This window comes from Saccharothrix sp. NBAS 001, from assembly GCF_056640475.1.
The window spans coordinates 1280156-1304273 of record NZ_CM153251.1 but is presented as its reverse complement, the minus strand read 5'-3'; the positions used below and the strand labels follow the sequence as shown (position 1 = coordinate 1304273).

At 72.9% G+C, this 24118-nt stretch carries 25 protein-coding genes; 13 read left to right on the top strand and 12 right to left on the bottom strand.

The window, feature by feature from the left end:
• Window positions 1–308 precede the first annotated feature (308 nt).
• The 4 genes from AC0HI0_RS05765 to msrA all read right to left on the bottom strand — a co-directional run bounded on the left by AC0HI0_RS05765 (window position 309) and on the right by msrA (window position 3154).
• A complete protein-coding gene (locus tag AC0HI0_RS05765) occupies window positions 309–1352 on the bottom strand; it encodes an ABC transporter substrate-binding protein (RefSeq protein ID WP_480931199.1) in 1044 nt (347 codons plus the stop codon).
• 160 nt (window positions 1353–1512) lie between these two features.
• Window positions 1513–2106, bottom strand: a complete 594-nt coding sequence (locus AC0HI0_RS05760) for a maleylpyruvate isomerase mycothiol-dependent enzyme family protein (RefSeq protein WP_480931198.1) — start codon at window positions 2104–2106, stop codon at window positions 1513–1515.
• A 50-nt stretch (window positions 2107–2156) separates the two neighbouring features.
• Window positions 2157–2672, bottom strand: coding sequence for an MOSC domain-containing protein (locus AC0HI0_RS05755; RefSeq protein WP_480931197.1), 516 nt, complete (start codon window positions 2670–2672; stop codon window positions 2157–2159).
• On the bottom strand, window positions 2651–3154 hold the full coding sequence (gene msrA, locus AC0HI0_RS05750; RefSeq protein ID WP_480931196.1) for a peptide-methionine (S)-S-oxide reductase MsrA: 504 nt from the start codon (window positions 3152–3154) through the stop codon (window positions 2651–2653). Before msrA ends, AC0HI0_RS05755 begins: the two co-directional genes overlap by 22 nt.
• 179 nt (window positions 3155–3333) lie before the next feature.
• On the opposite strand from msrA, the gene AC0HI0_RS05745 reads away from it, so the two are divergent.
• The 3 genes from AC0HI0_RS05745 to AC0HI0_RS05735 are packed head-to-tail and all read left to right on the top strand — an operon-like array spanning window position 3334 to window position 6771.
• Window positions 3334–4398 carry a 3-hydroxyacyl-CoA dehydrogenase gene (locus tag AC0HI0_RS05745; RefSeq protein ID WP_480931195.1) on the top strand — a complete coding sequence of 355 codons (1065 nt, stop codon included), beginning with the start codon at window positions 3334–3336 and terminating at the stop codon, window positions 4396–4398.
• Window positions 4399–4440: 42 nt separating this feature from the next.
• Window positions 4441–6210 carry an oleate hydratase gene (locus tag AC0HI0_RS05740; RefSeq protein WP_480931194.1) on the top strand — a complete coding sequence of 590 codons (1770 nt, stop codon included), beginning with the start codon at window positions 4441–4443 and terminating at the stop codon, window positions 6208–6210.
• A 60-nt stretch (window positions 6211–6270) separates the two neighbouring features.
• Window positions 6271–6771 carry a hypothetical protein gene (locus tag AC0HI0_RS05735; protein WP_480931193.1) on the top strand — a complete coding sequence of 167 codons (501 nt, stop codon included), beginning with the start codon at window positions 6271–6273 and terminating at the stop codon, window positions 6769–6771.
• On the opposite strand, the gene AC0HI0_RS05730 is transcribed toward AC0HI0_RS05735, so the two are convergent.
• Window positions 6768–7226, bottom strand: coding sequence for a MarR family winged helix-turn-helix transcriptional regulator (locus AC0HI0_RS05730; protein WP_480931192.1), 459 nt, complete (start codon window positions 7224–7226; stop codon window positions 6768–6770). The genes AC0HI0_RS05735 and AC0HI0_RS05730 overlap by 4 nt on opposite strands.
• Before the next feature lie 70 nt (window positions 7227–7296).
• Here AC0HI0_RS05730 and AC0HI0_RS05725 point away from each other — a divergent pair, with 70 nt between their 5' ends.
• Window positions 7297–8328, top strand: coding sequence for an LLM class flavin-dependent oxidoreductase (locus AC0HI0_RS05725; RefSeq protein ID WP_480934260.1), 1032 nt, complete (start codon window positions 7297–7299; stop codon window positions 8326–8328).
• Between the two features lie 4 nt (window positions 8329–8332).
• Here the strand turns inward: AC0HI0_RS05725 and AC0HI0_RS05720 are convergent, their stop codons facing one another.
• Together AC0HI0_RS05720 and AC0HI0_RS05715 are read right to left on the bottom strand one after the other, a co-directional pair.
• Complete coding sequence (locus AC0HI0_RS05720) at window positions 8333–8827, bottom strand: hypothetical protein (RefSeq protein ID WP_480931191.1); 495 nt, start codon at window positions 8825–8827, stop codon at window positions 8333–8335.
• A 32-nt stretch (window positions 8828–8859) separates the two neighbouring features.
• Window positions 8860–9429 carry a TetR/AcrR family transcriptional regulator gene (locus tag AC0HI0_RS05715; RefSeq protein ID WP_480931190.1) on the bottom strand — a complete coding sequence of 190 codons (570 nt, stop codon included), beginning with the start codon at window positions 9427–9429 and terminating at the stop codon, window positions 8860–8862.
• Window positions 9430–9524: 95 nt separating this feature from the next.
• Here AC0HI0_RS05715 and AC0HI0_RS05710 point away from each other — a divergent pair, with 95 nt between their 5' ends.
• Together AC0HI0_RS05710 and AC0HI0_RS05705 are read left to right on the top strand one after the other, a co-directional pair.
• The gene (locus AC0HI0_RS05710; protein ID WP_480931189.1) at window positions 9525–9998 is read left to right on the top strand and encodes a DoxX family protein; all 474 of its coding nucleotides are present in this window, start codon (window positions 9525–9527) and stop codon (window positions 9996–9998) included.
• A gap of 89 nt (window positions 9999–10087) precedes the next feature.
• On the top strand, window positions 10088–11107 hold the full coding sequence (locus AC0HI0_RS05705; RefSeq protein WP_480931188.1) for a medium chain dehydrogenase/reductase family protein: 1020 nt from the start codon (window positions 10088–10090) through the stop codon (window positions 11105–11107).
• Between the two features lie 22 nt (window positions 11108–11129).
• Here AC0HI0_RS05705 and AC0HI0_RS05700 read toward each other — a convergent pair whose 3' ends face one another.
• Complete coding sequence (locus AC0HI0_RS05700; protein ID WP_480931187.1) at window positions 11130–11651, bottom strand: SMI1/KNR4 family protein; 522 nt, start codon at window positions 11649–11651, stop codon at window positions 11130–11132.
• A 38-nt stretch (window positions 11652–11689) separates the two neighbouring features.
• Window positions 11690–12538 carry an NAD(P)-dependent oxidoreductase gene (locus tag AC0HI0_RS05695; protein ID WP_480931186.1) on the bottom strand — a complete coding sequence of 283 codons (849 nt, stop codon included), beginning with the start codon at window positions 12536–12538 and terminating at the stop codon, window positions 11690–11692.
• Window positions 12539–13025: 487 nt separating this feature from the next.
• Here AC0HI0_RS05695 and AC0HI0_RS05690 point away from each other — a divergent pair, with 487 nt between their 5' ends.
• Window positions 13026–13319 (top strand): hypothetical protein, encoded by a 294-nt coding sequence (locus AC0HI0_RS05690; protein WP_480931185.1) that lies wholly within the window; start codon window positions 13026–13028, stop codon window positions 13317–13319.
• Here the strand turns inward: AC0HI0_RS05690 and AC0HI0_RS05685 are convergent.
• A complete protein-coding gene (locus AC0HI0_RS05685) occupies window positions 13243–14124 on the bottom strand; it encodes a bile acid:sodium symporter family protein (protein ID WP_480931184.1) in 882 nt (293 codons plus the stop codon). The two genes, AC0HI0_RS05690 and AC0HI0_RS05685, sit on opposite strands and share 77 nt — an antisense overlap.
• Before the next feature lie 107 nt (window positions 14125–14231).
• Entirely contained in the window at window positions 14232–14879 is a 648-nt protein-coding gene (locus tag AC0HI0_RS05680; protein ID WP_480931183.1) for an NAD(P)-dependent oxidoreductase, read from the bottom strand.
• 104 nt (window positions 14880–14983) lie between these two features.
• On the opposite strand from AC0HI0_RS05680, the gene AC0HI0_RS05675 reads away from it, so the two are divergent.
• A complete protein-coding gene (locus AC0HI0_RS05675; RefSeq protein WP_480931182.1) occupies window positions 14984–15832 on the top strand; it encodes a helix-turn-helix domain-containing protein in 849 nt (282 codons plus the stop codon).
• Window positions 15833–15877: 45 nt separating this feature from the next.
• On the opposite strand, the gene AC0HI0_RS05670 is transcribed toward AC0HI0_RS05675, so the two are convergent.
• A complete protein-coding gene (locus AC0HI0_RS05670) occupies window positions 15878–16975 on the bottom strand; it encodes a class II histone deacetylase (protein WP_480931181.1) in 1098 nt (365 codons plus the stop codon).
• Between the two features lie 140 nt (window positions 16976–17115).
• On the opposite strand from AC0HI0_RS05670, the gene AC0HI0_RS05665 reads away from it, so the two are divergent.
• The 5 genes from AC0HI0_RS05665 to AC0HI0_RS05645 all read left to right on the top strand — a co-directional run bounded on the left by AC0HI0_RS05665 (window position 17116) and on the right by AC0HI0_RS05645 (window position 24103).
• Window positions 17116–19020 carry a primary-amine oxidase gene (locus tag AC0HI0_RS05665; protein WP_480931180.1) on the top strand — a complete coding sequence of 635 codons (1905 nt, stop codon included), beginning with the start codon at window positions 17116–17118 and terminating at the stop codon, window positions 19018–19020.
• Between the two features lie 552 nt (window positions 19021–19572).
• The gene (locus tag AC0HI0_RS05660) at window positions 19573–20286 is read left to right on the top strand and encodes an ABC transporter ATP-binding protein (protein ID WP_480931179.1); all 714 of its coding nucleotides are present in this window, start codon (window positions 19573–19575) and stop codon (window positions 20284–20286) included.
• A 2-nt stretch (window positions 20287–20288) separates the two neighbouring features.
• A complete protein-coding gene (locus tag AC0HI0_RS05655; protein ID WP_480931178.1) occupies window positions 20289–22025 on the top strand; it encodes a branched-chain amino acid ABC transporter ATP-binding protein/permease in 1737 nt (578 codons plus the stop codon).
• Between the two features lie 31 nt (window positions 22026–22056).
• Entirely contained in the window at window positions 22057–23223 is a 1167-nt protein-coding gene (locus AC0HI0_RS05650) for an ABC transporter substrate-binding protein (protein WP_480931177.1), read from the top strand.
• 13 nt (window positions 23224–23236) lie between these two features.
• Window positions 23237–24103 (top strand): branched-chain amino acid ABC transporter permease, encoded by an 867-nt coding sequence (locus tag AC0HI0_RS05645; RefSeq protein WP_480931176.1) that lies wholly within the window; start codon window positions 23237–23239, stop codon window positions 24101–24103.
• Window positions 24104–24118: the final 15 nt, after the last annotated feature.

Below are 24118 nucleotides of genomic sequence, written 5' to 3'. Positions count from 1 at the left end.
AGCAGGACCCCGGGCCGGACCTCGGATCGGGCGCGTCGGCCCGGTCGCCGAGGTCGATCGGCACCACCCGCTTCACCCGTCTCCAGGCCGAACTCCACGTTGCCCTGGGCGGTCCGCCACGGCAGCAGCGCGTACTGCTGGAACACCGTGCCGCGGTCGAGCCCCGGCCCGGTGACCGGTACGCAGGAACTCCCCCGCCGCGACCTCGACGTCCACGTCCCGCACGGCGGTCGGCTCCGACCACCGGCGCGTCCGCCGGTCCCGCACCCGGACCCGCTTGGTCACGCCGTGCAGGCTCAGCCGCACGGTCACGTCACAACCCCACGGAGTTGAACTCGTTGGTGTAGCAGTCGGACAGCGTGACGCGACGCCGGTCCACGTCGCCCCGGTCGGCCAGTCCAGCCACAGCGACATCTCCCGGTCCCGGATCCACCCGCCGGGCGGGCCATGCCGGTGGACTTCCAGTAGCGCAACGACTCCGGGTCCTCGTTGCGCCCGCGCCGGGCCATGATCGCGGTGAACCGCGCGACGACCTCCTCGCGCGGGGTCGCCTCATCCCGGGAGAACCCGTTGCGCTGCAAGTAGATCGCCAGCATGGCCGTGGAGTGCGCGCCGAGGCTGTTCATCCCGACCTCGTGGCCGAGCAGGTCGCGCGGCGCGCGGAACGGCGAGTCGTCCGGCACGCAGAACCTGTTGAAGGTGGCCTGGTCGATGCCGTCGAAGCCGATCACCGACCGGATCGGCGCGCCCGCGCCGGCGAGCTTGACGACCGTGCCGTTGAACGCGCCGCCGAAGTCGATCTCGCCGGTCGCGGTGGGAGGTCGGCGGCGATTTCGGGCTGGAGCACCAGACCCGACCACCCCCGGTACCGCAACACCTTCGTCTCCCGGTCGCCGCCCGCCGTGCCGCACCCCGCCGCGCCGGCTCGGCGAGCCCGTAGTGCTCGCGCAGCGTCCGGCCGGTGTACTCGGCGTGGAACAAGCCCGCGCCGGATCAGCCGGAACCGGCAGCGCGCGCCGTCGACCTCGTCGGCCGGCGGGAACGGCGGCACCGGCTCGTCCAGCCGGGTGGCCGGTCAGGTCGAAGCCGAGCAGTTCGCTCAGCCGCCCCACCGCGCGGGACGGCACGATCAGGTCGTCCAGCTCGCCGGAGAGCCGCTGCGCATCCCACAGGGCGGTCGCCACGCCGACGAACTCGGCGGCCCGCCGGTACCGCTCGCGGTGCCCGGTGTTCACGTCGAGGTTGACGTTCCGCGCCGACCGGTCCCCGCCGTGGTGACGATGTTCCACCCGGCCCGACCGCCGCTGATGGACGCCGTCGGCCAGGAACACCGAGTCGAACCGCCCGCGCACCCGGCTCCCGGCAGATCGACCCGGGCCCGACCCGGTCGACCGCACGACAGGGAACCGGCTGCGTCCTCCAGACGACGGTTCGCGCGCGAACCCCCGGCTGTACCGGGAAAACTCCTGCGACGCCCGCGCCGGGCACCACGCCGGCCTCACGTTGCGGCGGTCACGCGCCCTCGTCGAGCGGTGCGCCGCGCCAGCGCCACCCGGTCTGCGCGGGCAACCCCGGCACGGTCACGCGGTCGGTGGCCCAAAGCAGCCCGGTCCACGGGTCGAGACCGGCCAGGTGGTGGGCCACGTGCGGGAACATCCGGGCGGTGACCCGGGCGCACAGGTCCGGCGGCGGGGTCAGCTCCAGGCCCAGGCCGCGCGCCACGTCGACGCCGTGGACCAGGGTTTCCACGCACCCCATCGCCGCGAACCCCGCCGGGTCGGCGAGGCCGGTCGGGTGGTGGGCACGGGTGGTCGGCGGGCTGGTGCGCACCACGCAGGACAGGATCCGGCCGCCGGTCACCGCGAACTCCAGGACCTCGGCGGCGGTGGCGTCCCGGTCGGCCACGGCCAGGAAGCGGACGTACCGGCCCGGCGGCCTCGCGACCAACTGCGCCGCGTATGACAGCAGGCAGTCGCCCAGGTGCTCGGCGGTGTCGCGTGCGTTCAGCTCGCCCGTGCCCGGCGCGGCGCGCCAGTCCCGGTCGGTGGCGGCCGAGAGGGCGCTCTCCACGGTGGAGAGCGCGACGTCCAGGTCGTCCGCTGTCACGGCCACTGCTCGCCCCCGGTGCGCGTCTGGATCAACGCCGTGAGCCTACGTCAGCCCACGGTCACCGGGCCGAGCCGGAGCACGCCGTCGTCCAGCGGGACGCAGCGCACCCCGCCGCGGCCGCGCAGTGCCCGGAACGCCCCCGGTGCGATCACGGCGTCCATCCACGCGCACGGGTTCGCCGGCCGGTGCGCCTCGAAGCGCACCGGGCCGTCGCCGGAGTCCAGGCTGAACACGTCGTGCCGCGCGAGCCGGTCCACGTCGAACCCGCGCAGCACGACGTTGCGCCGCACGAGCAGCGGGCTCGGCGCGGCGGCCAGGCCGAGCCCGGCGGCCACGCCCTCCAGCGACTCGACGGCGAAGACCGTCACGGCGGCCAGCCGGTGCGCGGCGTGGTTGAAGTACCGGTCGCCCACCAGGCCCAGCCCCGCGCGGACCACCACGTGATCGCACGCGACCGGCTCCGGGTCGGGGCGCGGCCCGTCGGCGGGCCGCCCCTCGTAGGCGTGCGCGGACGAGACGTGCAGCGCCACGACCTCGGCGGTCAGCGTTCGCCGAGCTGCCATTCCGGCCGCACGTAGTGGCAGGTGTACCCGTTCGGGTAACGCTCCAGGTAGTCCTGGTGCTCGGGCTCGGCCTCCCAGAAGTCGCCCGTCTGGGTCACCTCGGTGACCACCCGCGCGGGCCACTTGCCGGACGCGTCGACGTCGGCGATGGTCGCCTCGGCGGTCCGCTTCTGCTCGTCGCCGTCGTAGAAGATCGCCGACCGGTAGCTGGTGCCGATGTCGTTGCCCTGGCGGTCGCGGGTCGTCGGGTCGTGGATCTGGAAGAAGAACTCCAGGACCTGCCGGTAGCTCAGCAGGGCCGGGTCGAACAGGATCTCGATGGCCTCGGCGTGGCTGCCGTGGTTGCGGTAGGTGGCGTTGGGCACGTCACCGCCGGTGTAACCCACCCGGGTGGCGATCACTCCCGGGTGCCGGCGGAACAGGTCTTCCATCCCCCAGAAGCAGCCACCCGCGAGGACGGCCTTCTCGGTCACCGTGGCCATGTTGTCGCTCCACTCCTCAGCTGGTCGGTACGCACTACCTCGAACGCTCTCACGACGCCCGGTCATCCCGGTGGCGGGTGTGACCCACGACCGACCGCGCGGACCACCGCCGGTAGGCCCCGCCACACCCCGCGCGGCGATCATCACCCGATGGTGTCGAACACGGTAACGCGCAGGTAGTGGGCCTGTCCGGGGCCCTTCGCGGTGGAGTTGCGGCGGTCGGGGCGGCCGGTACGTTCAGCGGCAGGCGCACCCGGTGCGGCGGGGACCGCGCCGGGCGGCCCGGTACCGCCCGGGGCCCCGGACCGCGGACCGCCGCCGCGCCCCGGCGGGGTGCCGGGCGCGGTTCCCGGCTCCCCCGGCGCCCTGCCCGCGTGGGAAAGGTGGACGAAGTGAGCGACATCAAGAAGGTCACCGTGCTGGGGACCGGCGTGCTGGGGTCCCAGATCGCCTTCCAGACCGCCTACAGCGGCTTCGAGGTCGTCGCCTACGACATCGGCGAGGACGTGCTGGAGCAGGCGCGCGGCCGGTTCGCCGGACTCGTGGACACCTACAAGGACGAGGTGCCGGGCGCGGCCGACGGCAAGGCCGACGACGCCCTCGCCCGGATCACCACCACGGCCGACCTGGCCGAGGCCGCGCGGGACGCGGACCTGGTGATCGAGGCGGTGCCGGAGCAGCCGTCGATCAAGAAGGACGTCTACGAGCGGCTGGGCGCGGTCGCGCCGGAGCGGACCGTGTTCGCCACCAACTCCTCCACGCTGCTGCCCAGCGACCTCAAGGACTTCACCGGCCGGCCGGACCGGTTCCTCGCGCTGCACTTCGCGAACCGGGTGTGGAAGTTCAACACCGCCGAGGTGATGGGCACCCCGGACACCGATCCGGCCGTGTTCGAGCGGGTGCTCGCCTTCGCCGCCGACATCGGGATGGTGCCCGTGCCGGTGCGCAAGGAGAAGGCCGGGTACGTGCTGAACTCGCTGCTGGTGCCGTTCCTCAACGCCGCCGCCGAACTCGCCGCCGGCGGGTACGCCGACCCGCACGACGTGGACAACGTGTGGCGGATCGCGACCGGCGCGCCGATGGGGCCGTTCCAGATCTACGACATCGTCGGCCTGAACACCCCGTACAACATCCTCTCGCACGGCGACGAGAAGGCGCGCGAGCTGGCCGCGTGGATGAAGGCGAACTACATCGACAAGGGCAAGCTCGGCGTCGCGTCGGGCGAGGGCTTCTACAAGTACTGACGCGGGTACTGGGGCCGGACCGGCACACGGGAAGGGCACTGGATGTACTACAGCAACGGGAACTACGAAGCGTTCGCCAGGCCGCGCAAGCCCGAGGGCGTGGACGACAAGTCCGCGTGGTTCGTCGGCGCGGGGCTCGCCTCCCTGGCGGGCGCGGCGTTCCTGATCCGCGACGGGCAGATGGCCGGGTACCGGATCACCGTCCTGGAACGGCTGGACCTCCCCGGTGGCGCCCTCGACGGCATCAAGGAACCCCGCAAGGGCTTCGTGATCCGGGGCGGCCGGGAGATGGAGAACCACTTCGAGTGCCTGTGGGACCTCTTCCGCTCGATCCCCTCGCTGGAGGTCGACGGCGCGAGCGTGCTGGACGAGTTCTACTGGCTCAACAAGGACGACCCGAACAGCTCGCTCCAGCGCGCCACCGTGAAGCAGGGGCAGGACGCGCACACCGACGGCCTGTTCACCTTGAGCGACAAGGCGCAGAAGGAGATCATCCGGCTCTTCCTGGCCACCCGCGAGGAGGTGGAGGGCAAGCGCATCGACGAGGTGTTCGGCGAGGAGTTCCTCAAGAGCAACTTCTGGCTGTACTGGCGGACCATGTTCGCGTTCGAGGAGTGGCACAGCGCGCTGGAGATGAAGCTCTACCTGCACCGCTTCATCCACCACATCGGCGGGCTGCCGGACTTCTCCGCGCTGAAGTTCACCAAGTACAACCAGTACGAGTCGCTGGTGCTGCCGCTGTACAAGTGGCTGCTGGCCCAGGGCGTGGTGTTCCACTTCGGCACCGAGGTCACCGACGTGGACTTCGACATCACCCCGGAGCGCAAGCAGGCGACCCGGCTGCACTGGGTGCGCGACGGCGCCCAGGACGGCGTCGACCTCGGCCCGGACGACCTGCTGTTCATGACCATCGGGTCGCTCACCGAGAACTCCGACAACGGCGACCACCACACGCCCGCGCGGTTGGACGAGGGTCCCGCGCCGGCGTGGGACCTGTGGCGGCGGATCGCGGCCAAGGACCCGTCGTTCGGCCGGCCGGACGTGTTCGGCGCGCACATCCCGCAGACCAAGTGGGAGTCGGCGACGGTCACCACCGCGGACCGGCGGATCCCGGAGTACATCCGCAAGATCTGCAAGCGCGACCCGTTCAGCGGGCGGGTGGTGACCGGCGGCATCGTCACGGTCAAGGACTCCTCCTGGCTGCTGAGCTGGACAGTCAACCGGCAGCCGCACTTCAAGCAGCAGAAGCCCGACGAGATCGTGGTCTGGGTGTACTCGCTGTTCGTCGACACGCCGGGCGACTTCGTGCCCAAGACGATGCAGGAGTGCACCGGCGAGGAGATCACCCAGGAGTGGCTCTACCACCTGGGCGTGCCGGTCGAGGACATCCCCGAGCTGGCCGCGACCGGGGCCAGGACCGTGCCGGTGATGATGCCCTACGTCACGTCGTTCTTCATGCCCCGCCGGGCGGGCGACCGGCCGGCGGTGGTGCCGGAGGGGTCGGTGAACTTCGCGTTCATCGGCCAGTTCGCGGAGACCAGCCGGGACTGCATCTTCACCACCGAGTACTCCGTGCGCACGCCGATGGAGGCCGTCTACACGCTGCTCGACGTCGACCGGGGCGTGCCGGAGGTGTTCGGGTCGACCTACGACGTGCGGGCGCTGCTGGCGGCGACCAGCAGGCTGCGCGACGGCAAGGAGCTGCACCTGCCCGGTCCCGCCGTGCTGCGGCGGTGGCTGCTGGGCAAGCTGGACGACACCGAGGTCGGCGAGCTGCTGACCGAGTTCGGCCTGGTGCCGGAGAAGCCCTGAGGATCCCGCCGGACGGACCCGGGGCCGCGCGGTCCCGGACGATCGAGGAGGACGGGCCACGTGGCCGTCAAGACCCGCTTGGTGGTCGCCGTCGCGCTCGCGGGCGCGACGGCGGCCACCGCCGCCCTGCTGCTGCCGCGCGGGGACTCCGAGCCCCTGGCGTACCCGGGCAGCCGGCCCGACGTCCCGTTCGACGAGGCGCTGCGGCTGGCGCTGGTGGCGGTGCCCGCCCGCGCCCGCGGCAGCGCCCGGTACCACGTCGGGGCGGACGCCTCGGTGGCGATCGACTTCACCGCGTCGGACGAGGGCGTCGACGCGTTCCTGGCCGCGTCGGGGATCGACGCCTCGGTGCCGGCCCGGCCGTGGCGCCCGGAGTCCGGCGGCGCGCCGGTCGAACCACCGGCCGGCTCCGGCGCCCAGTGGGAGTTCACGGCCGGTCAACGGGTCGAGACGCGGCGGGCGGTGGTCGGTTCGGGGGCGCGCCGCCGGCGCGTGCTGGTGGCCGTCAACCGGTCGGTGCGTCCGCTGCGGGTCTACGTCCGGTCGTTCCCGTCGGACTAGCCGGCCGCGATCCGGGCCAGCACCCGGGTGAACGCGCGGCCCAGCACGTCCACCTCCTCTTCCGACAGCACGTCGAACAGGTACCGCCGGACGGTCTCGACGTGCGCCGGCGCGGCGGCCTCGATCGCCGTGCGGCCGGCTTCGGTCAGCCGGACCATCGAGCCGCGACCGTCCTCAAGGCACTCCTCGCGCGCGACCAGGCCGCGCTTCTCCATCCGGCCGACCTGGTGGGACAGCCGGCTGCGCTCCCAGCCGACCATCGCGCCCAGCTCGCGCGCCCGCACCAGCCCGTCCGGCGCCTCGGACAGCGGGACCAGCAGCGAGTAGTCCGCGTTGGACAGCCCCGAGTCGCGGACCAGTTGGCGTTCCAGGGCTCCGTGCAGCTCGCGGTTGAGGTCGAGGTAGGCGTGCCACACCCGCGCTTCGCGTTCGTCCAGCCATCGGGGTTCGTCCACCGGGCCACGGTAGCAAGTTGTTGACGTGTCATCAATCTTTCGGTAGATTGATGACGTGTCCACAAAAGGTATGCAACTCGGGCTCCTCAGCTTCGCCGACCGCCACCCGGACCCGACGACCGGCGAGCAGGTCACGGTCGCCGACGCGCTGGCCCAGCAGCTGGAGCGGATCAAGCTCGCCGACGAACTCGGCCTGGGCTTCTACGGCCTCGGCGAGCACCACCTGGACAACTTCGCGATCTCCAACCCCGCCACCGTGCTGGCCGCCGCCGCGAGCATCACCGAGCACATCACGCTCAGCAGCGCGGTCACCGTGCTCAGCACCGAGGACCCGGTGCGCGTCTACCAGCAGTTCACCACCCTCGACCAGCTCAGCCGGGGCCGGGCCGAACTGCTCGCCGGGCGCGGCTCCTTCACCGAGTCGTTCCCGCTGTTCGGCGCGCGACTGGAGGACTACGACGAGCTGTTCGAGGAGAAGCTCGCGCTGCTGCTCCGGCTCGACCGGGAGGACCCGATCACCTGGTCGGGCAAGTTCCGCGCCCCGCTGGAGAATGCCCACGTCCTGCCGCGCCCCTACCGCGACCGGCTGCGGATCTCGGTCGGCACGGGCGGCAACCCGGAGTCGTCGGTGCGCGCGGGCCTGCTCGGCCTGCCGATCGTGTACGCGGTCATCGGCGGGCAGCCGGAGCGCTTCGGCCCGCTGGTCGACCTGTACCGCCGGGCGGGCGAGGCGGGTGGCCACGCGCCGGAGGACCTGCACGTGACGATGAGCGCCATCGGCCTGATCGCGCGCAACTCGCAGGACGCCAAGGACGCCTACTACCCGTACTGGCTGGAGACCATGAAGCACGGGGCCCGCGCCAGGGGCTGGTCGATCCCGTCGCGCGCGGACTACGACGAGTGGACCCGGGGCGCCCAGTCGATCTTCGCGGGCAGCCCGGCCGAGATCACCGAGCGGCTGATCACGGTCGGCCGGTTGACCGGCGCGAACCGGTACGCCATGCACATGGACTGGTCCGGCGTGCCGCACAAGCTCGTGATGGAGGCGATCGAACTCCTCGGCACCGAGGTCATGCCGGCGGTGCGCGCGGAGCTGGGCTGAGCGGTCAGCCGCCGGCCAGGCGCGCCTCCGAGGCGAGGACGACCTTCCAGGCGTGATCGCGCAACTCCGCCCGGATCGCCTCGTCGGCGCACAGGGTGTCGTGCCACTCGTCGAGCGAGAGGATCAGCAGGCCGATCTCGTCCGGGTGGCCGCACTCCGCCCACATCGCGAACAGGTGGCCCGCGCCCACCTCGGGCGGCAGGGTGCCGCCGATCACCCGCCGGCCGATGTCGCGGGCGACCGCCCACGGTGGCTGGTCCAGGTCGACCGGTGCGAAGCCGAGTTCGGCGAGCATCCGCCGGACGGCCGGCACGGCGTCACCGGCGGTCAGCCGGGTCGGCGACGCCCCGGCCAGGTCGACCACGGCCGGGGTCGCGACGCCGGCGACCAGCAGGTCGCACGCGAGCCGGACCGCCTCGTCCGCCCGGGGCCCGCCGCGCAGCAGGCCGACGTCGAGCCGCGACAGGCGTTCGCGCAACGGCGCGGGGAGGTCGGCCACGCGCGCCAGTCAAGCAGCGGGCCGCTGCGCCGTCACCCGCTTTTCCCCTTGCCCCGGAACAGGAACGCGGCGACCCTGCGGCCCACGACCTGCGGGTCCTCGCCCAGGTCGGGCGACAGCGCGCCGGCGTTCCAGAGGGTCGCGAAGCCGTGCACGATCGACCACGCGGCGACCGCAGCCAGCCTCGGGTCGTCCTCGTCGGTCACGCCGCCCTGGAGCAGCGCGCCCGCCCGCGCCTGCGCGGCGACCAGCGCGGGGTCGTCCGGGTGGTAGAGGTCGGGGCGGAACATCACCTCGAAGTGCGCGCGGTGCTCCACCGCGAACCGCACGTAGGCCGCGCCGACGTCCACGAAGTCCCCTCCCCCGTCCCGGGTCGTCACCAGCACGTCGGCCAGCAGGTCGAACCCCTCGGCGGCCAGCGCGGTGAGCAGCCCCGCCTTGTCCCGGAAGTGGTGCACGGGGCCGGCGTGCGAGACGCCCACCCGGCGGGCCAGGTCGCGCAGGCCGACGCCGGAGGTGCCGTGCTCGGTGATCACGTCCACGGCGGCGGCGAGCACGGCGCGGCGCAGGTCGCCGTGGTGGTACGGGCGGTCAGTGGTCACCGGCTCAGCGTAGCCCGAATCTAGACATTGACAAGTTCGCTGTTCGAGGCGCATCTTGTCACTGTCTAGTTCGCATCGCACCGGGAGTGCCCACCATGGAACCGCTGATCATCCTCGTCACCGTCACGCTCGCCCTGGTCGCCGCGCGCGCCCTCGGCCTGACCCGGATCCCGCCGTGGCCGTTCGCCGTGCGCATGGGCCTGGCCGCGATGTTCACCGCGACCGGCCTCGCGCACTTCGTCGGCCTGCGCGAACAACTCGTCGCGATGGTGCCGCCCGCGCTGCCCGCCCCCGGCCTGCTGGTCACGGTGACCGGCGTGCTGGAACTCGCGGGCGTGGTCGGGCTGCTGTGGAGCCGCACGGCCCGCTGGGCGGCGATCGGGCTGACCGCGATGCTCGTCGGGATGTTCCCGGCGAACGTCCACGCGGCGTCGCAGGGCCTCTCCCGCGCGTTCGGCGACCAGCTCCTGCCGCGCACGATCATGCAGCTGGTGTTCCTCGCGGCGACCGTCGCGGTGATCGTCGGACACCGGCGGCCGGCCGCGAAGCTTGACCGCACCGGAGTGTGAGTGTTTAATCACTCTCATTAGTGGACAGTGTCTCGCTAAGCTCACTGACCAGAAGAGTGATTGATCGACCACACACTTGGAGGAACGTCATGCGGGCACTCGAAGTCGTCCTGCCGGGGGCCGTGGAGCCCGAGGGCCTGCTCCTGCGGCACCGCGACCTGCCCTCCCCCGCCGCCGGCCAGGTGGTGGTCCGGGTCGAGGCGGGCGGCGTGTCCTTCGCCGAGCAGCAGATGCGCCGCGCGAAGTACTACGACCAGCCGCCGTTCCCGTTCGTGCCCGGCTACGACCTGGTCGGCACGGTCGCCGAGGTCGGGCCGGGCGTGCCCGCCGACCTGGTCGGCCGCCGGTTCGCCGCGCTGACCAAGACCGGCGGCTGGGCCGACCACGTGCTGCTGCCCGCCGCCGACCTGGTCCCGGTGCCCGCGGGCGTGGACCCGGCCGAGGCCGAGTCGTTCGTGGTCAACGGGATCACCGCGTGGCAGATGCTGCACCGCGTCGCGCGCGTCCGGTCCGGGCAGACCGTGCTGGTGCACGGGGCCAACGGCGGCGTCGGCTCCACGCTCGTGCAACTGGCCCGGCTCGCCGGCGCGACCGTGATCGGCACCGCCTCGCCGCGCCACCACGACGCCGTGCGCGCGCTCGGCGCGACCCCGGTCGACTACCGGGACCCAGAACTCGCCCGCCGGGTCCGCGAACTCGCGCCGTCCGGCGTGGACGCGGTGTTCGACCACGTCGGCGGGCCGGGGATCGTGGACTCCTACCGGCTGCTCGCGCCGCGCGGCACGCTCGTCTCCTACGGCACCGCGTCCACCAAGAACGACCAGGGCTCGTCACGGCTGCCGGTGCTGCGGCTGTTCGCCCGGCTGCTGTGGTGGAACGCCCTGCCCAACGGGCACCGCGCCGCGTTCTACAACATCTGGGCGGGCAAGCGCCGCCGCGCCGCGTTCCAGGCCCGGCTCGCCGACGACCTGGGCGCGGTGTTCGCCCTGCTGGCGAAGGGGGAGCTGACCGCCCAGGTCGCCGCGCGCATCCCGCTCGACGAGGTCGCCCGCGCCGTCCGGCTCGCCGAGTCCGGCACGGTCACCGGCAAGGTCGTGCTGGTGCCGTGAACGCCCGGCGGTCGCGCACCGGTCAGGGTTCGCGGATCAGCGCGGTGATGGTGTCGGCGAAGTCCGGGAACTCGCGGCGGGCGTCGGCGACGATGTCGAAGGCCGGCCGCTCCCGCCCCGGCGCGAAGCGCTCGGCGATCTCGCGCAGCGCGGCGTGCGGCTTGCCGGGCAGGTCCGGGAACCAGGTGGCCTCGGCCGGCCCGACGCCGCCCGCCAGCACCCACAGGAACCCGGCCAGGTCGCTCGCCACCACGCCGAGTTCGCCCTCGGACCCGAAGAACACCACCGGCTGGTCGGCGGGCGGCGCGCCGGGCCGCACCAGCCAGAGGACCGCGAGCCCGCCGCTGCCGTCCTGGCCGAACACCAGGTAGTCCGCGCCCGGCGTGACCGGGCTGTCGGTCCACGCCCGGATCCAGTCCACAGTGGCCTGTGCGGACAGGAACTCGCGGTACGGCTCGAAGTCCATGCCGTCGTCGTAGTCGAACTCGACCTCGGCGACGGCGGCCAGCGCGGGCGGGAACGGGCGGTCTTCGGTCTGCGTCACGCGCGAAGGGTAGAACGCCCGTTCCCGCCCGCGCGTGCTCAGGTCCCGAACGCCCGCACCACGGCCGCCATGTCCTCGGTCGTCCCGCCGTGGTCGGCGGCGACCCGGTACTGCTCGTGCAGCGCGCGCATGACCCGGTCGTCGGTGCCCGCCTCGCGCATCGCGTCGAGGATCAGCTCCGCGTCCTTGACCGCGCCGTCGATGCCGAACGACGGCGCGAAGTCGCCCGCGATCATCGCCCGCCCCTTCGCCTGCGCGTACGCGCTGTCCGCCGCGCCGCCGGAGATCGCGTCCAGGAACGCCGCGGGCTCCAGCCCCAGCCCCCGGCTGAGCGCGACCGCCTGCGCGGTGGCGGCGGTGATCGACAGCACCCACGAGTTGGCCGCCAGCTTGAGCCGCTGGCCGTCGCCGGGCTTCTCCCCCGCCCACACCGTGCGCGCGCCGACCGCGTCGAACACCGGGGCCACCCGGTCGCGCAGCGCGGCGGGACCGGCCGCCAGCACGGTCAGCTTGCCCTCCTCGGCGGGCTTGCGGGTGCCGAGCACGGGCGCGTCGACATATCCGGCCCCGCCCGCGAGCCCGGCGAGGCGTTGCGCGCCCAGCAGCCCGACCGTGCCGCTCTGCACCCAGACCACGTCCTCGCCCAGGTCCAGCCCGCCCATCACCTCGGCCGTCGAGTCCGCGTCGAACAGGACGGTCAGCACCACGTCCGCGCCCTCGACCGCCGACGCCGGGTCGGGCGCCACCACCGCGCCGTCCTCCGCGAGCGGCCGCGCCTTGTCCGCGCTGCGGTTCCACACCGCCACGGACAGGCCCGCGCGCAGCAGGCTGCGCGCCATCCCCGCACCCATCATCCCGGTGCCCAGCACCGCGACCGACTTCGTCACCTGGAATCCCTTCCCTCTGCTGACCGCAAATCTGCCACCACGGAGGTCGACCCGCATCTTTCGTCTTCACTGGGTCGGAGCAATTCCGCTTGCACCCGAGCGGATAGCGCCCGTTGCTCCGCCCGCCGGCCCTACCGTGAGCCCGAACGCACGCGGGCACAGGGGGCGGTATGGACGGCACGGCGCGTCCACGGCGCTCGGCGCCGATCGCCGCCGAGTGCACGATCTCCTTGCCTGGAGCGGCTTTGCCCCCGGGGCACCGACCGGTGCCGCAGGGGCCGGCCCGCGCACGACTGGTCGCGGTCGGCCTCGACCACGACAATGTGCCCGGGTTCACCCGGGCGCGGCGCACCGCCGCGCCGCAACGCCTGCCGGCCGTCGTTCCGCCACAACGGGAACACGACGGGTTCCACCCGCTGTGCCGCACCGCACCGGACGCGCGCCCGGCCCGGTGCGCCGGCGGCCGACCTCGTACGAGGAGACCCTGGTGTCCGATCCCGTGCTGACCCGACGCAGACGGCTCGGCGAGATCATCCAGGCGCTGGGCGCGGTGCTGGTGGCGTTCGCGCTGTGGCGGCTGGGTTTCGCGCTGTGGCGGCTGCTGCGGCACGACTGGGAGGTCGGCTGCCACCAGCTGTACGTGGCCGTGCCCGCCGCGTTCGCCGGGCTGTGCGGGGTGGTCGCGGCCCGGCTGGGCGGCCGGATCAGGCGGCGGGCCGCGCCGCCTCCGCACGCGTCCGGGTCAGCAGGTAGCCCGCCAGCGCGGCGATCGGGAACATGATCACGCCGTAGACGGCGGCCGGCACGGCGAGCCGCTCGCTGCCCAGCACGGTGACCGCGACGGCGATCGCGAGCGTGCTGTTGTGGATGCCGACCTCGAACGCCGACGCCACGGCCTGCCGCCGCCCGACCCGCAGCAGCCGGGGCAGCAGGTACCCGACGGCCAGGCTGCACGCGCAGAACAGCGCCGCGACGGGCCCGACGGCGGCCAGGTAGGCGCCCAGGTTCGCGCGCTCGGCCAGCAGCGCGCCGGCGATCACGGCCACCAGGACCACCGCCGACACGATCCGCACCGGCCGGTCCGCGCGGTCGGCGAACCCCGCCGACCACCGCCGGACCAGCATGCCCAGCACCACCGGCACCAGCACGACCGCGAAGACCTGGGCGACCTTGCCGAACTCCAGGCCCACCGCCCCGTCGCCGACGGCCGGCCGGAAGTGGCCCAGCGCCAGGTTCACCACCAGCGGCAGGGTGAGCACCGCCAGCACCGAGTTGACCGCGGTGAGCGTGATGTTGAGCGCCACGTCGCCCCGGAACAGGTGGCTGAACAGGTTCGCCGTGGTGCCGCCCGGTGAGGCCGCCAGCAGCACCATGCCCACCGCGAGCACCGGGTCCAGCCCGAACGCGGTGACCAGCCCGAAGCAGACCAGCGGCAGCAGCACCAGCTGGGTGGCCAGGGCGACCGCGACGGCCCTGGGCTCCCGCAGCACCCGGGCGAAGTCCGCGACGGTCAGCGACAGGCCCAGCCCGAACATCACGATCGCCAGCGCGACCGGCAGACCGACACTCGTCAACGCGGTGCCCATGGGTCACCCCTCCCGTCGGCCGCGACGCTGCGGCACGACGGGCGCATCCTCCCCGATGTCCGGTTCGCCCGGGAGTGGTCGTTATCGAACAGCGGCCTGGCCGGCGCTCAGCGGGCGACGGTGAAGCGGCGGCCCTCGAACGCCGGGCGCTCGATCTCGTCGACCAGGGCGACCGCGTAGTCCTCGGCGCTGATCCAGCTCACGCCCTCGGCATCGCTGACCAGGTCGTCCTCGCCGGTCCGGTAGGTGCCGGTGCGCTCGCCGGGCTCGATGGTGGCGGCCGGGCTCAGCGCGGTCCAGTTCACGTCCGCGACGCCGCGCAGGTAGTCCAGCGCGTCGCCGTGCGCGTGCATGATCTGGAGCAGCCAGTCGGGCAGGCCGGGCTTGTCCCAGACCTGCGTGCCGTCGGCGGCGCGCAGGCTGCCCGCGCCGTTGACGACGATCAGCCGGGGCGCGCCGTCGACCGCGCGCAGCGCCTCGACCAGCGACTTCGCCGCGGGCGCGATGGTCGCCTGGTGGCCGGGGCCGTCGCCGCCGCCGACCGCGCTGACCACCACGTCGTGCCCGGCCAGCAGGCCGGGCAGGGCGGCGGTGTCGAGGACGTCGCCGGTCTCGGCGGTGAGCCCGGCGTCGGTGCGGTCGAGCTTCGCCGGGTCCCGGACGATCGCGGTGACGGTGTGGCCTCGGCGCAGCGCCTCGTCCAGGACCCGCGTGCCGATGGTGCCGGTGGCGCCGATGAGTGCGATGTGTGCCATGGCCGTTCTGCATCTCCAAAGTGGACGGTGGGCGCCGTTCGACGCCCGTAGTGCATATTCAAGCCACACACGGGCGGACCGGCGAGGTGGGAGAACGACACGTCATGGTGAAAAAGCGACACATCCCGGACGTGTCCTACCGGAACCCGGCCGGCACCGAGCTGGGCATCGAGGTGCTCACGCTGGGCGTGCTGCGGTCCCGCGCGAGCGACGGGCACGACCTGACCCGCCCGCAGCGGCCGGAGTTCCACCTGCTGATGCTCGTCACGGCCGGCACCGGCACGCACACCGTGGACTTCACGCCCTACCGGCTGCGCCCCGGCAGCGTGGTGTGGGTGCGGCCGGGCCAGGTGCAGCAGTTCCAGGCCCGCGCCCGGATGGAGGGGCCGCTGATGCTGTTCCGGCCGGACTTCCCGCTGCCGGACTCGGCCAGCCCGTTCGGGCCGTCGCACTGGCAGCTCACCACGCAGGACCGGCTGCTCGCCGCGACCGCCGCCGAGCACCTGGCCACCGAGTACGCCGCGCTCGCGCACACCCCGGCCGCCGCCGCCGGGCGGCTGTTGGCGCACCTGCTGGGCGCGCTGCTGCACCGGCTCTCGCTCGCGTCGAACACCCGGGGCCCGGTCTACAACGACGCGTTCCTGCGGTTCCGGGAGGCCGTGGAACGGGATTTCGCCACCCGGCACCAGGTCGCGGACTACGCGCACGACCTGGGCTACTCGCCGCGCACGCTGACCCGCGCCACGCAGGACGCCGTGGGGATGGGCGCGAAGGAGTTCCTGGACCGCCGGATCGTGCTGGAGGCCCGCCGGCTGCTCGCGCACACCGACCTGCCGGCCGCCGCGATCGGCGCGCGGCTGGGCTTCCCCGACCCGGCGAACTTCTTCAAGTACTTCCGGCACCGCACGGGCGGCGCGCCCGGCGAGTTCCGCGCGGGCTTCGCCCCGGGGTGAGGTGGAACCCGGCCCGGCCGCCGGGGCGCGACGGCCGGACCGGAGTCAGATGTCGCCGACCAGGACCTCGGCGGCCTTGATGGCGGCGTCCTGGTGCGGCTGGAGTTCCTGCTGGCCCATGTTGTCGAAGGAGAACGGTTCCCGCAGCGGCTCGGTGACGCCCGCGAGCACCTCGATCACGGCGTTCGCGCAGAACGGGACGTAGGCGGCGGCGTACCCGCCCTCGTGCACGCACAGCACCCGCCCGTCGCACAGGTCGGCGGCGGCGTCGAGCACCATCCGGGCGATCTCGCGGTAGCCGCGCGGGGTGAGCATCATCCGGCCCAGCGGGTCCAGCGCGTTGGCGTCGAAACCCGCCGCCACCACGATCAGGTCGGGCTTGAACCGGCGCAGCGCGGGCAGCACCACCCGGCGGGTCGCCTCCAGGTAGCCGCCGGTGCCGGTCCCCGGCGGCAGCGGGAGGTTGAGCGTGTAGCCGAAGCCGGCGCCCGCCCCGCGCTCGGTGACGAACCCGGAGTTCGGCGGGAAGAACCGGTCCTGGTGCAGGGAGAGCGCGAGCACGTTCGGGTCTTCCCAGAACACCGTCTGGGTGCCGTTGCCGTGGTGCACGTCGATGTCCACCACGGCGACCCGCGCGACGTTGTGCGTCCGCCGCACCGCGCGCAGGGCGATGGCGATGTTGGCCAGCATGCAGAAACCCATGCCGGAATCGGGTACCGCGTGGTGGCCGGGCGGGCGGACGAGGGCGTACGCGTTGTGCACCTTGCCCTCCAGGACGGCCTCCGCGGCGCGGATCGCGCCGCCGGCGGCCAGCCGGGCGACGTCCAGGCCACCCCGGCCGAACGGGGTGCCGCCGTCGCCGCCGTCACCGCCGGTGTCGTTGGCCTCGGTCAGCCGGGCCAGGTGGCCCGGGGTGTGCACGAGCAGGATCTCCTGGTCGGTGGCGGGGCGCGGGGTCAGCCGGGTCAACCGGTCGATCAGGCCGGTGACCACCAGCAACTCGTGCACCCGCCGCTTGGCTTCGGGGTTTTCCAGGTGTTGGAACGGCTGGATCCCGCGACGTGGGTCCGCGGGCGCCAGGCTCGCGTGCGTTCCGGTGTCGTGCCACCCGTATAATTCGTGGTAGACGTAGCCGGTCGTCATGCGCCGATGGTCCTCGGCCGGCGGTCGGGCGTCTTGTCCGGCAGTGCCCGGAGGTTGACTCCGGGCGAACGTGCGCCGGCGACCAAGACCGGTACGCCGCACGCCAAGAAGTTTGCGCGCGCGAGCCGAATACTCGGGGCATGACCCACAGCCCCCATCCGCTCGACCCGTTCACCGCCGACGAGATCTCCCAGGTCAGGGACGTTCTCGTGCGCGCGGGGAAGGTCGGTGAGACCACCCGGTTCCCCAGCGTCCTGCCGGTGGAACCGGCCAAGGAGACGGTGCGGGCCCACCGTTCGGGTGATGCGGTCACCCGCCGGGCGCGGGCCGTGCTGCTGGACACCGCGACCGGTGTCGCGGCCGAGGCCGTGGTGAACGCGACCGAGGGCGTGGTGGAGTCCTACCGCGAACTGGAGCCGGCCGAAGACGGCCAGCCCGCGATCCTGTTCGAGGAGTACGACCGCAGCGCCGAGCTGGTCAAGGCCGACCCGCGCTGGCAGGCGGCGATGCGCCGGCGCGGCATCGAGGACTGGTCGCTGACCTTCATCGGCCCGCTGTCCCCCGGTTTCTTCGACGAGCCGCTGCTGCGCGAGCGCCGCGTGCTGCGGGCGCTGACGTTCCTGCGCGACCACGTGGACGACAGCCCGTGGGCGCACCCGGTCGAGGGCCTGCTGTGCGAGGTGGACCTGATCGCCAACGAGGTGCTGGCGGTGACCGACGAGGGTGACGTGCCGACGCCCGTCGAGCACGGCAACTACACCGGTGTGCCCGCCCGCACCACGCTCAAGCCGATCTCCATCACCCAGCCCGAGGGCGTCAGCTTCGCCGTCGAGGGCAGCGAGGTGACCTGGGAGGGCTGGCGGCTGCGGATCGGCTTCAACGCCCGCGAGGGCCTGACCCTGCACCGGATCTCGTTCGGCGGCGACCCGGTGCTGCACCGGGCGTCGATGGCCGAGATGGTGGTGCCCTACGGCGACCCCGCGCCGTGGCGCAACTGGATCAGCTACTTCGACGCGGGCGAGTACCTGCTGGGCAAGAACGCGAACTCGCTGCGGCTGGGCTGCGACTGCCTGGGCGTCATCCACTACTTCGACGCCGTCCTCGCCGACGACCACGGGCACCCGGTCGCCATCCCCCAGGCGATCTGCATGCACGAAGAGGACTACGGCGTGCAGTGGAAGCACACCAACATCCTCACCGGCGCGTCGGACGTGCGGCGCTCGCGCCGGCTGGTGATCTCGTCGTTCAGCACCATCGGCAACTACGACTACGGCTTCTTCTGGTACTTCTACCTCGACGGCACGATCGAGCTGGAGGCCAAGGCGACCGGCGTGGTGTTCTGCGGCGCGGGCACCGACAACCCGTACGGCGCGGAGATCGCGCCCGGCCTGATGGCCCCGGTGCACCAGCACCTGTTCTGCGCGCGGCTGGACACCGAGGTCGCGGGCCCGGCGAACACCGTGGAGGAGGTCGACTTCGTCGGCGTCCCGACGGGGCCGGACAACCCGCGCGGCAACGCGTTCACCACCACGACGACGGTGCTGGACCGCGAGTCGACGGCGGCCCGCCTGGCCGACCCGCTGCGCGGGCGCACCTGGGTGGTGAGCAGTTCCGACGAGGTGAACCGGCTGGGCAAGCCGCGCGCTTACCAGCTCGTCCCCAAGCCCGGCCCGACGCTGCTGGCCCAGCCGGACGCGACGGTCGCGGCCCGCGCCGGGTTCGCCTCGAAGCACCTGTGGGTGACCCGCTTCCACGAGGACGAGCGCTACCCGGCCGGCGAGTACCCGGACCAGCACCCCGGCGGCGCGGGGCTGCCCCGGTGGACCGCGCAGGACCGGCCGCTGGTGGACGAGGACGTGGTGCTCTGGCACGTTTTCGGTCCCACCCACCTGCCCCGCCCGGAGGACTGGCCGGTCATGCCGGTCGATTACAGCGGATTCATGTTCAAGCCGCTCGGATTCCTGGACCGCAATCCCACGCTCGACCTGCCGGATTTCGCGGCGTGCGCGCACTGCCCGCCGGGCGAATGCCACTGCGCCCACTGAAATCCGCCCCCGGACCGGTCGGCGAACCGGCCCTGAAGCCCCCGATGCGCCGCGCAGGCATCGGGGGCTTCGGGTTTTACCGACGCCGTTCGCGGGGGTCGCGGCGGGGCGGACCGGCCCCGTCCGGACTCCGCCCGCAGGTCCAGACCATTTCCGCCGACCGGGCCCGGCGCGGGTTCCGCCGGATGCCCGAGCGCGCCGCGCCACGGGGTCTGTGAACGGCACGCGACGGTGCATATGCACGGGCATGGCCGGAGAGTGACTCCGGCGTTACCAAATCGTGCACAGCGGGCCGGCCGGGCGATTGTCCGGGACCATTCCGGAGAATACCCGCCGCTCCGGCCCCTGACCGGCGGAAAAGCACTCGGCGACCACCGGGTGGTACCACCCGGAGCCATCCGCGCGGAACGCCCCTCGCCTTTCCGGGCGACCGCTTCCGTATTTCTACGGACCGGTGGGCGCGCACTCCGGGACCACTCTTGCCCGATCACCCCCGGAGAGACCGCACTCGGCATGGCCGCACTCCGGAGGATCGACAGGACGGTGGATTCGGTGAGTGTGCTGTCCCTTGAGGACGTGACGGTCGACAGGTCCGGGCTGACCATCGTGCGGGGCGTGTCGCTGCGCGTGCAGCGGGGATCGGTGACCGCGCTGCTCGGCGCCAACGGCGCGGGCAAGACCACCCTGCTGGAGGGCGTCTCCGGGGCCATCCCCGTCGCCTCGGGCCGGATCGTGCTGGCCGGCGACCGGGTCGAGAAGCTGCGCGCGTGGCGGCGCGCCCGCGCCGGGCTCGCGCACGTCGAGCAGAACCGCGCGGTGTTCCGCGAGATGTCCGTGCTGGACAACCTCCGCGCAGCCTGTCGGCACGGCGACACCCCGGACCGGGTGTTCACCCTGTTCCCCGAGCTGCGCAAGCAGCCGCACGCCCGCGCCGGCCTGCTCTCCGGCGGCGAGCAGCAGATGCTCGTCGTCGGCCGGGCCCTGCTGGGCCGGCCCAAGGTGCTGCTGATCGACGAGATGTCGCTGGGCCTCGCGCCGATCGTGGTGTCCCGGCTGGCCTCCGCGGTGCGCCGGCTCGCCGACAACGGCGTGGGCGTGCTGCTGGTCGAGCAGTTCGCCACCCTGGCCCTCGGCATCGCCGACCGGGCCTACGTCATGGCCCGAGGCGGGATCGTGTACTCCGGCGACGGCCGGCGGCTGCGCGCCGACGAGGGCTACCTGCGGGCGCTGTACCTGGGCGACGCCCACACCCAGAGCGGAGTCTGAGCGTGGACCTCCTTCGGCGCAAGCCGCACCCCGTGGTGCTCGGCGTGCTGTTCGCCGCGGTCGTGGCCGCGGCCGGTGCCGGGTTCGCCAACAACAACTTCACCTTCGTGCTGACCGGCGCGGCCGTGTCCACGGTGTTCATGCAGAGCTACGGCCTGATCACCGGCCGGGCGGGCGTGATCTCGCTGTGCCAGCTCAGCTTCGCCGCCATCGGGGCGTGGGTGGTCGGCTGGGCGAACGTGTCCGACCTGCCCGGCGGGTTCTACGCCTGGCTGCTGCTGGGCGGCCTGGCCGCGACGGCGGCGGGCGTGCTGATCGGGCTGCCCGCGCTGCGGCTGCGCGGGGTGAACCTGGCGGTCGCCACGTTCGCCTTCGCCATGGCGCTGGACGTGGTGTTCACCGGCATCCCCTACCCCGGCCAGGGCAACTACGACTTCGTCCAACGCCCGGCGGGCTTCACCACCGACAGCGAGTACTTCGTGTTCACCGTCGTCGTCGTGACGGTGATCTTCATCGGCCTGCGGTACCTGGACCGCACCCGGACCGGCGGCGCGCTGGTCGAGATCCGGCACTCGGAGCGGGCCGCCGCCGCGCACGGCATCAGCGTCGCCAAGGGCAAGCTGACCGCGTTCGCGCTCAGCGCGTTCGTGGCCGGTGTCGGCGGCGGGCTGATGGCGGGCCAGCTCGGCATCGTCACGGCGGGCAACTTCGCGGCCTTCGCGTCCGTGTCGCTGTTCGCGATCGCCCTGTTCGTGGGCACCAACAACATCGAGGGCGCGATCGCGGGCGGCCTGATGGGCGCGCTGTTCCCGATGCTGCTCGACGCGATCGGCGTGCCGCAGGACCTCGCTGTGCTGTTCTTCGCCGTCGGCGCGGTGCAGGTGCTGCGCCTGGGCGGCAGCCAGACCGACCTGCTGCGGGCGCAGCGGCGGCGCAAGAAGGCGGCCCGGATGGGTTCGCTGCCGATCCCCCACGCCAACCCCAGGCCCATGGTGCCGCTGCGGTTGCGCGCCCCGCGCGACACCGCCGACGCCACGCCCGCCCTCGAAGTGCGCGACCTGCGGGTGCGCTTCGGCGCGCTGACCGCGGTCGACGGCGTCAGCCTGGTCGTGCCCAAGGGTCACGTGGTCGGCCTGGTCGGCCCCAACGGCGCGGGCAAGTCGACGCTGATCAACGCCGTCACCGGGTTCACCGCCGACTACAGCGGCCAGGTGCTGCTGGGCGGCCGGTCCGTGGACGGGATCGCCGCGCACCGCCGCGCCCGGCTCGGGCTGCGCCGCAGCTTCCAGCAGCTGCGGGTCCCCGAGCAGCTCACCGTGGGCATGTTCGTCCAGGTCGCAGCCGGCCGGACGCTGTCGGGCGAGGAACTCGACGAGCAGCTCGCGCTGTTCGAGTGCCCCGCCGCCGACGTGCCGATCGAGACCGTGGACGTCGCCACCCGCCGGCTGCTGGAGGTCGCCGGGCTCGCCGCCGGCCGGCCGCCGGTGCTGCTGCTGGACGAGCCCGCCGCGGGGCACTCCAGCACCGAGACCGAACTGCTGCAGCGGCGGCTGGCCGAGATCCCCGAGCGCTTCGACACCGCCGTCCTGCTGGTCGAGCACGACATCGAACTCGTCCGGTCCACCTGCGACTCCGTCGTGGTGCTGGACTTCGGCCGGGTCATCGCCTTCGGTCCGCCGGACGACGTCCTGGCCGACCCGGCGGTCATCGCCGCCTACCTGGGTTCCGCAGCCCGCTGAAACAACCGTTCCCCGAAAGGAAACAACCTCGATGAGCATGCACCTCAAGGCGGGAGCCGTGTTCGCCGCGGCCGCCCTGACGGCGTCTGCGCTGGCCGGCTGTGGTGCCGGCGGCGGTGGCGACACCATCAAGCTCGGTGCCGTCGCCGGACTCACCGGCCAGTTCATCACCGCCGAGGTGCCCAAGACCGCCCAGCGCGTCTTCGACGACGCCAACGAGGCGGGCGGCATCAACGGCAAGAAGATCGAGTACATCGTCAAGGACGACGCGGGCAACCCCCAGCGCAGCGGCCAGGTCGCCCGCGAACTCGCGGACGCGGGCGTGGTGGCGATGGTCGGCTCCTCCAGCTTCACCGACTGCGACGTCAACGACGGGTTCTACCGGCAGTCCAAGATCACCTCGGTGATGGCGGTCGCGGCCACCCCGAAGTGCTTCCAGAGCCCCAACATCGCACCGGTGAACGTCGGCCCGTTCACGCTCATGACCGCCGTGCTGCTGCACGCCACGCAGAAGCTCGGCGACAAGCGGGTCTGCAACTTCACCGTCGTGCTGCCCGGTTCCGAGGACGCGGTCAAGGAAGCGCTGGCCCGCTGGGAGAAGCTCAGCGGCCAGAAGCTGGTGATCGACGACCAGACCGTGCAGCAGAGCGGCGACCTCACGCCCTACCTGCTGCGGGCCAAGCAGGAGCGCTGCGACGCGATCCTGTTCAACCCGGCGGAGCAGCTGGTCGTGCCGTGGCTCCAGGCGGCCAAGACCCAGGGCATGGACGACGTCGACTTCCTGCTGCTGGCCCCCGCCTACACCGACAGCGTGGCCAAGGCGGTCGGCGGGCTCGGCCTGAACGTGTACGCGGGCAGCGAGTTCGAGCCGTTCACCTCCGACAGCCTGGCCAACAAGGGCTGGCGCAGCGCGGTGAGCCGCGGCGACGCCCAGGCGACCGCGTTCTCCCAGGGCGGATACCTGGCCGCGAAGTTCATGGTCGAGGTGCTCAAGTCGGTCAAGGGCGAGATCACCCGCGAGTCGGTCGGCGCGGCGCTGCGCGACATGACCCCCATCGAGGACCCGATGCTGGGCACCCCGTGGGAGTTCGGCCCCGGCGAGGCGCACGCGCCCAACCAGGCGTCCAAGATCGTCCGCCTGACCGGCCTGCGGTGGGTCGTGGTGGACGACACGTTCATCACCGTGCCCAACGCCTGAGCCGGAGGCTGCTGTGCTGCAACTGTCCGCGGCCATCGCGGGACTGGTCACCGGCGGGGCGTACGCCCTGATGGGCCTGTCCACGCTGCTCACCTACCGCCTCGTCGCCGTGGTCAACTTCGCGCAGGCCGCCGTGGGCGCCTTCGGGGCGTTCGCCATGGTGGTGCTGTACGAGGAGGGCCTGCCCCTGTTCCTCGCCATCGCGTGCGGGCTGATCGCCTCCGCCGCGCTGCACATGGGGCTGGGCGTGGTGATGGTGCGCTGGTTCTCCGAGGCGAGCGAAGGGGTGAAGGCCGCGGTGACCATCGCGACCTTCACCGGGCTCGTCGCGGTGGGGTTGCGGTTGTTCGGCGCGCAGCACCCGCACCGGTTCCCCAGCCCGTTCGACAGCCCGGCGCTCACGGTGGGCGGCGTGGTGGTGACCTGGACGGCGGTGGTCACGATGGCCCTCGCGGTCCTGTTCGCCGTGCTGCCCACCGTGCTGCTCAAGCGCACCCGGATCGGCCTGCTGCTGCGCGCGCTGTCCGAGCGGCCGACCACCGCCGAGCTGATCGGCATCCGGGTGCCCCGGCTGTCGATGGTGGTCTGGGGCACCGCGGGCGCGGCCAGCGCCCTGGCGATCATGATCGTGGCACCGCAGCTGGCCAGCGACTTCGGTTCGCAGGCCCTGCTGATCACGCCGGCGCTGGCGGCCGCCCTGGTGGGCGGGTTCCGCAGCTTCGCGTGGACGTTCGTCGGCGGCGTGGCGCTGGGCGTGCTCCAGGGCATCGCCAGCACCGTCACCGCCCTCCAGCAGTACCGCGGCGTCCTGCCGTTCCTGGTGATCCTCGTCGTCCTGCTGTGGACGCGCCGCCGGGACCGGTGGGACTCCATGGCCTGACCGGACCGAAGGGGG

What these genes read in the sequence shown, in the direction of transcription:
- AC0HI0_RS05755 (WP_480931197.1), bottom strand. Translation starts at nt 2,672, where the DNA reads ATGGCAGCTCGGCGAACGCTGACCGCCGAGGTCGTGGCGCTGCACGTC.
- msrA (WP_480931196.1), bottom strand. Translation starts at nt 3,154, where the DNA reads ATGGCCACGGTGACCGAGAAGGCCGTCCTCGCGGGTGGCTGCTTCTGG.
- AC0HI0_RS05740 (WP_480931194.1), top strand. Translation starts at nt 4,441, where the DNA reads ATGTACTACAGCAACGGGAACTACGAAGCGTTCGCCAGGCCGCGCAAG.
- AC0HI0_RS05725 (WP_480934260.1), top strand. Translation starts at nt 7,297, where the DNA reads ATGCAACTCGGGCTCCTCAGCTTCGCCGACCGCCACCCGGACCCGACG.
- AC0HI0_RS05710 (WP_480931189.1), top strand. Translation starts at nt 9,525, where the DNA reads ATGGAACCGCTGATCATCCTCGTCACCGTCACGCTCGCCCTGGTCGCC.
- AC0HI0_RS05705 (WP_480931188.1), top strand. Translation starts at nt 10,088, where the DNA reads ATGCGGGCACTCGAAGTCGTCCTGCCGGGGGCCGTGGAGCCCGAGGGC.
- AC0HI0_RS05685 (WP_480931184.1), bottom strand. Translation starts at nt 14,124, where the DNA reads ATGGGCACCGCGTTGACGAGTGTCGGTCTGCCGGTCGCGCTGGCGATC.
- AC0HI0_RS05680 (WP_480931183.1), bottom strand. Translation starts at nt 14,879, where the DNA reads ATGGCACACATCGCACTCATCGGCGCCACCGGCACCATCGGCACGCGG.
- AC0HI0_RS05675 (WP_480931182.1), top strand. Translation starts at nt 14,984, where the DNA reads ATGGTGAAAAAGCGACACATCCCGGACGTGTCCTACCGGAACCCGGCC.
- AC0HI0_RS05670 (WP_480931181.1), bottom strand. Translation starts at nt 16,975, where the DNA reads ATGACGACCGGCTACGTCTACCACGAATTATACGGGTGGCACGACACC.
- AC0HI0_RS05665 (WP_480931180.1), top strand. Translation starts at nt 17,116, where the DNA reads ATGACCCACAGCCCCCATCCGCTCGACCCGTTCACCGCCGACGAGATC.
- AC0HI0_RS05650 (WP_480931177.1), top strand. Translation starts at nt 22,057, where the DNA reads ATGAGCATGCACCTCAAGGCGGGAGCCGTGTTCGCCGCGGCCGCCCTG.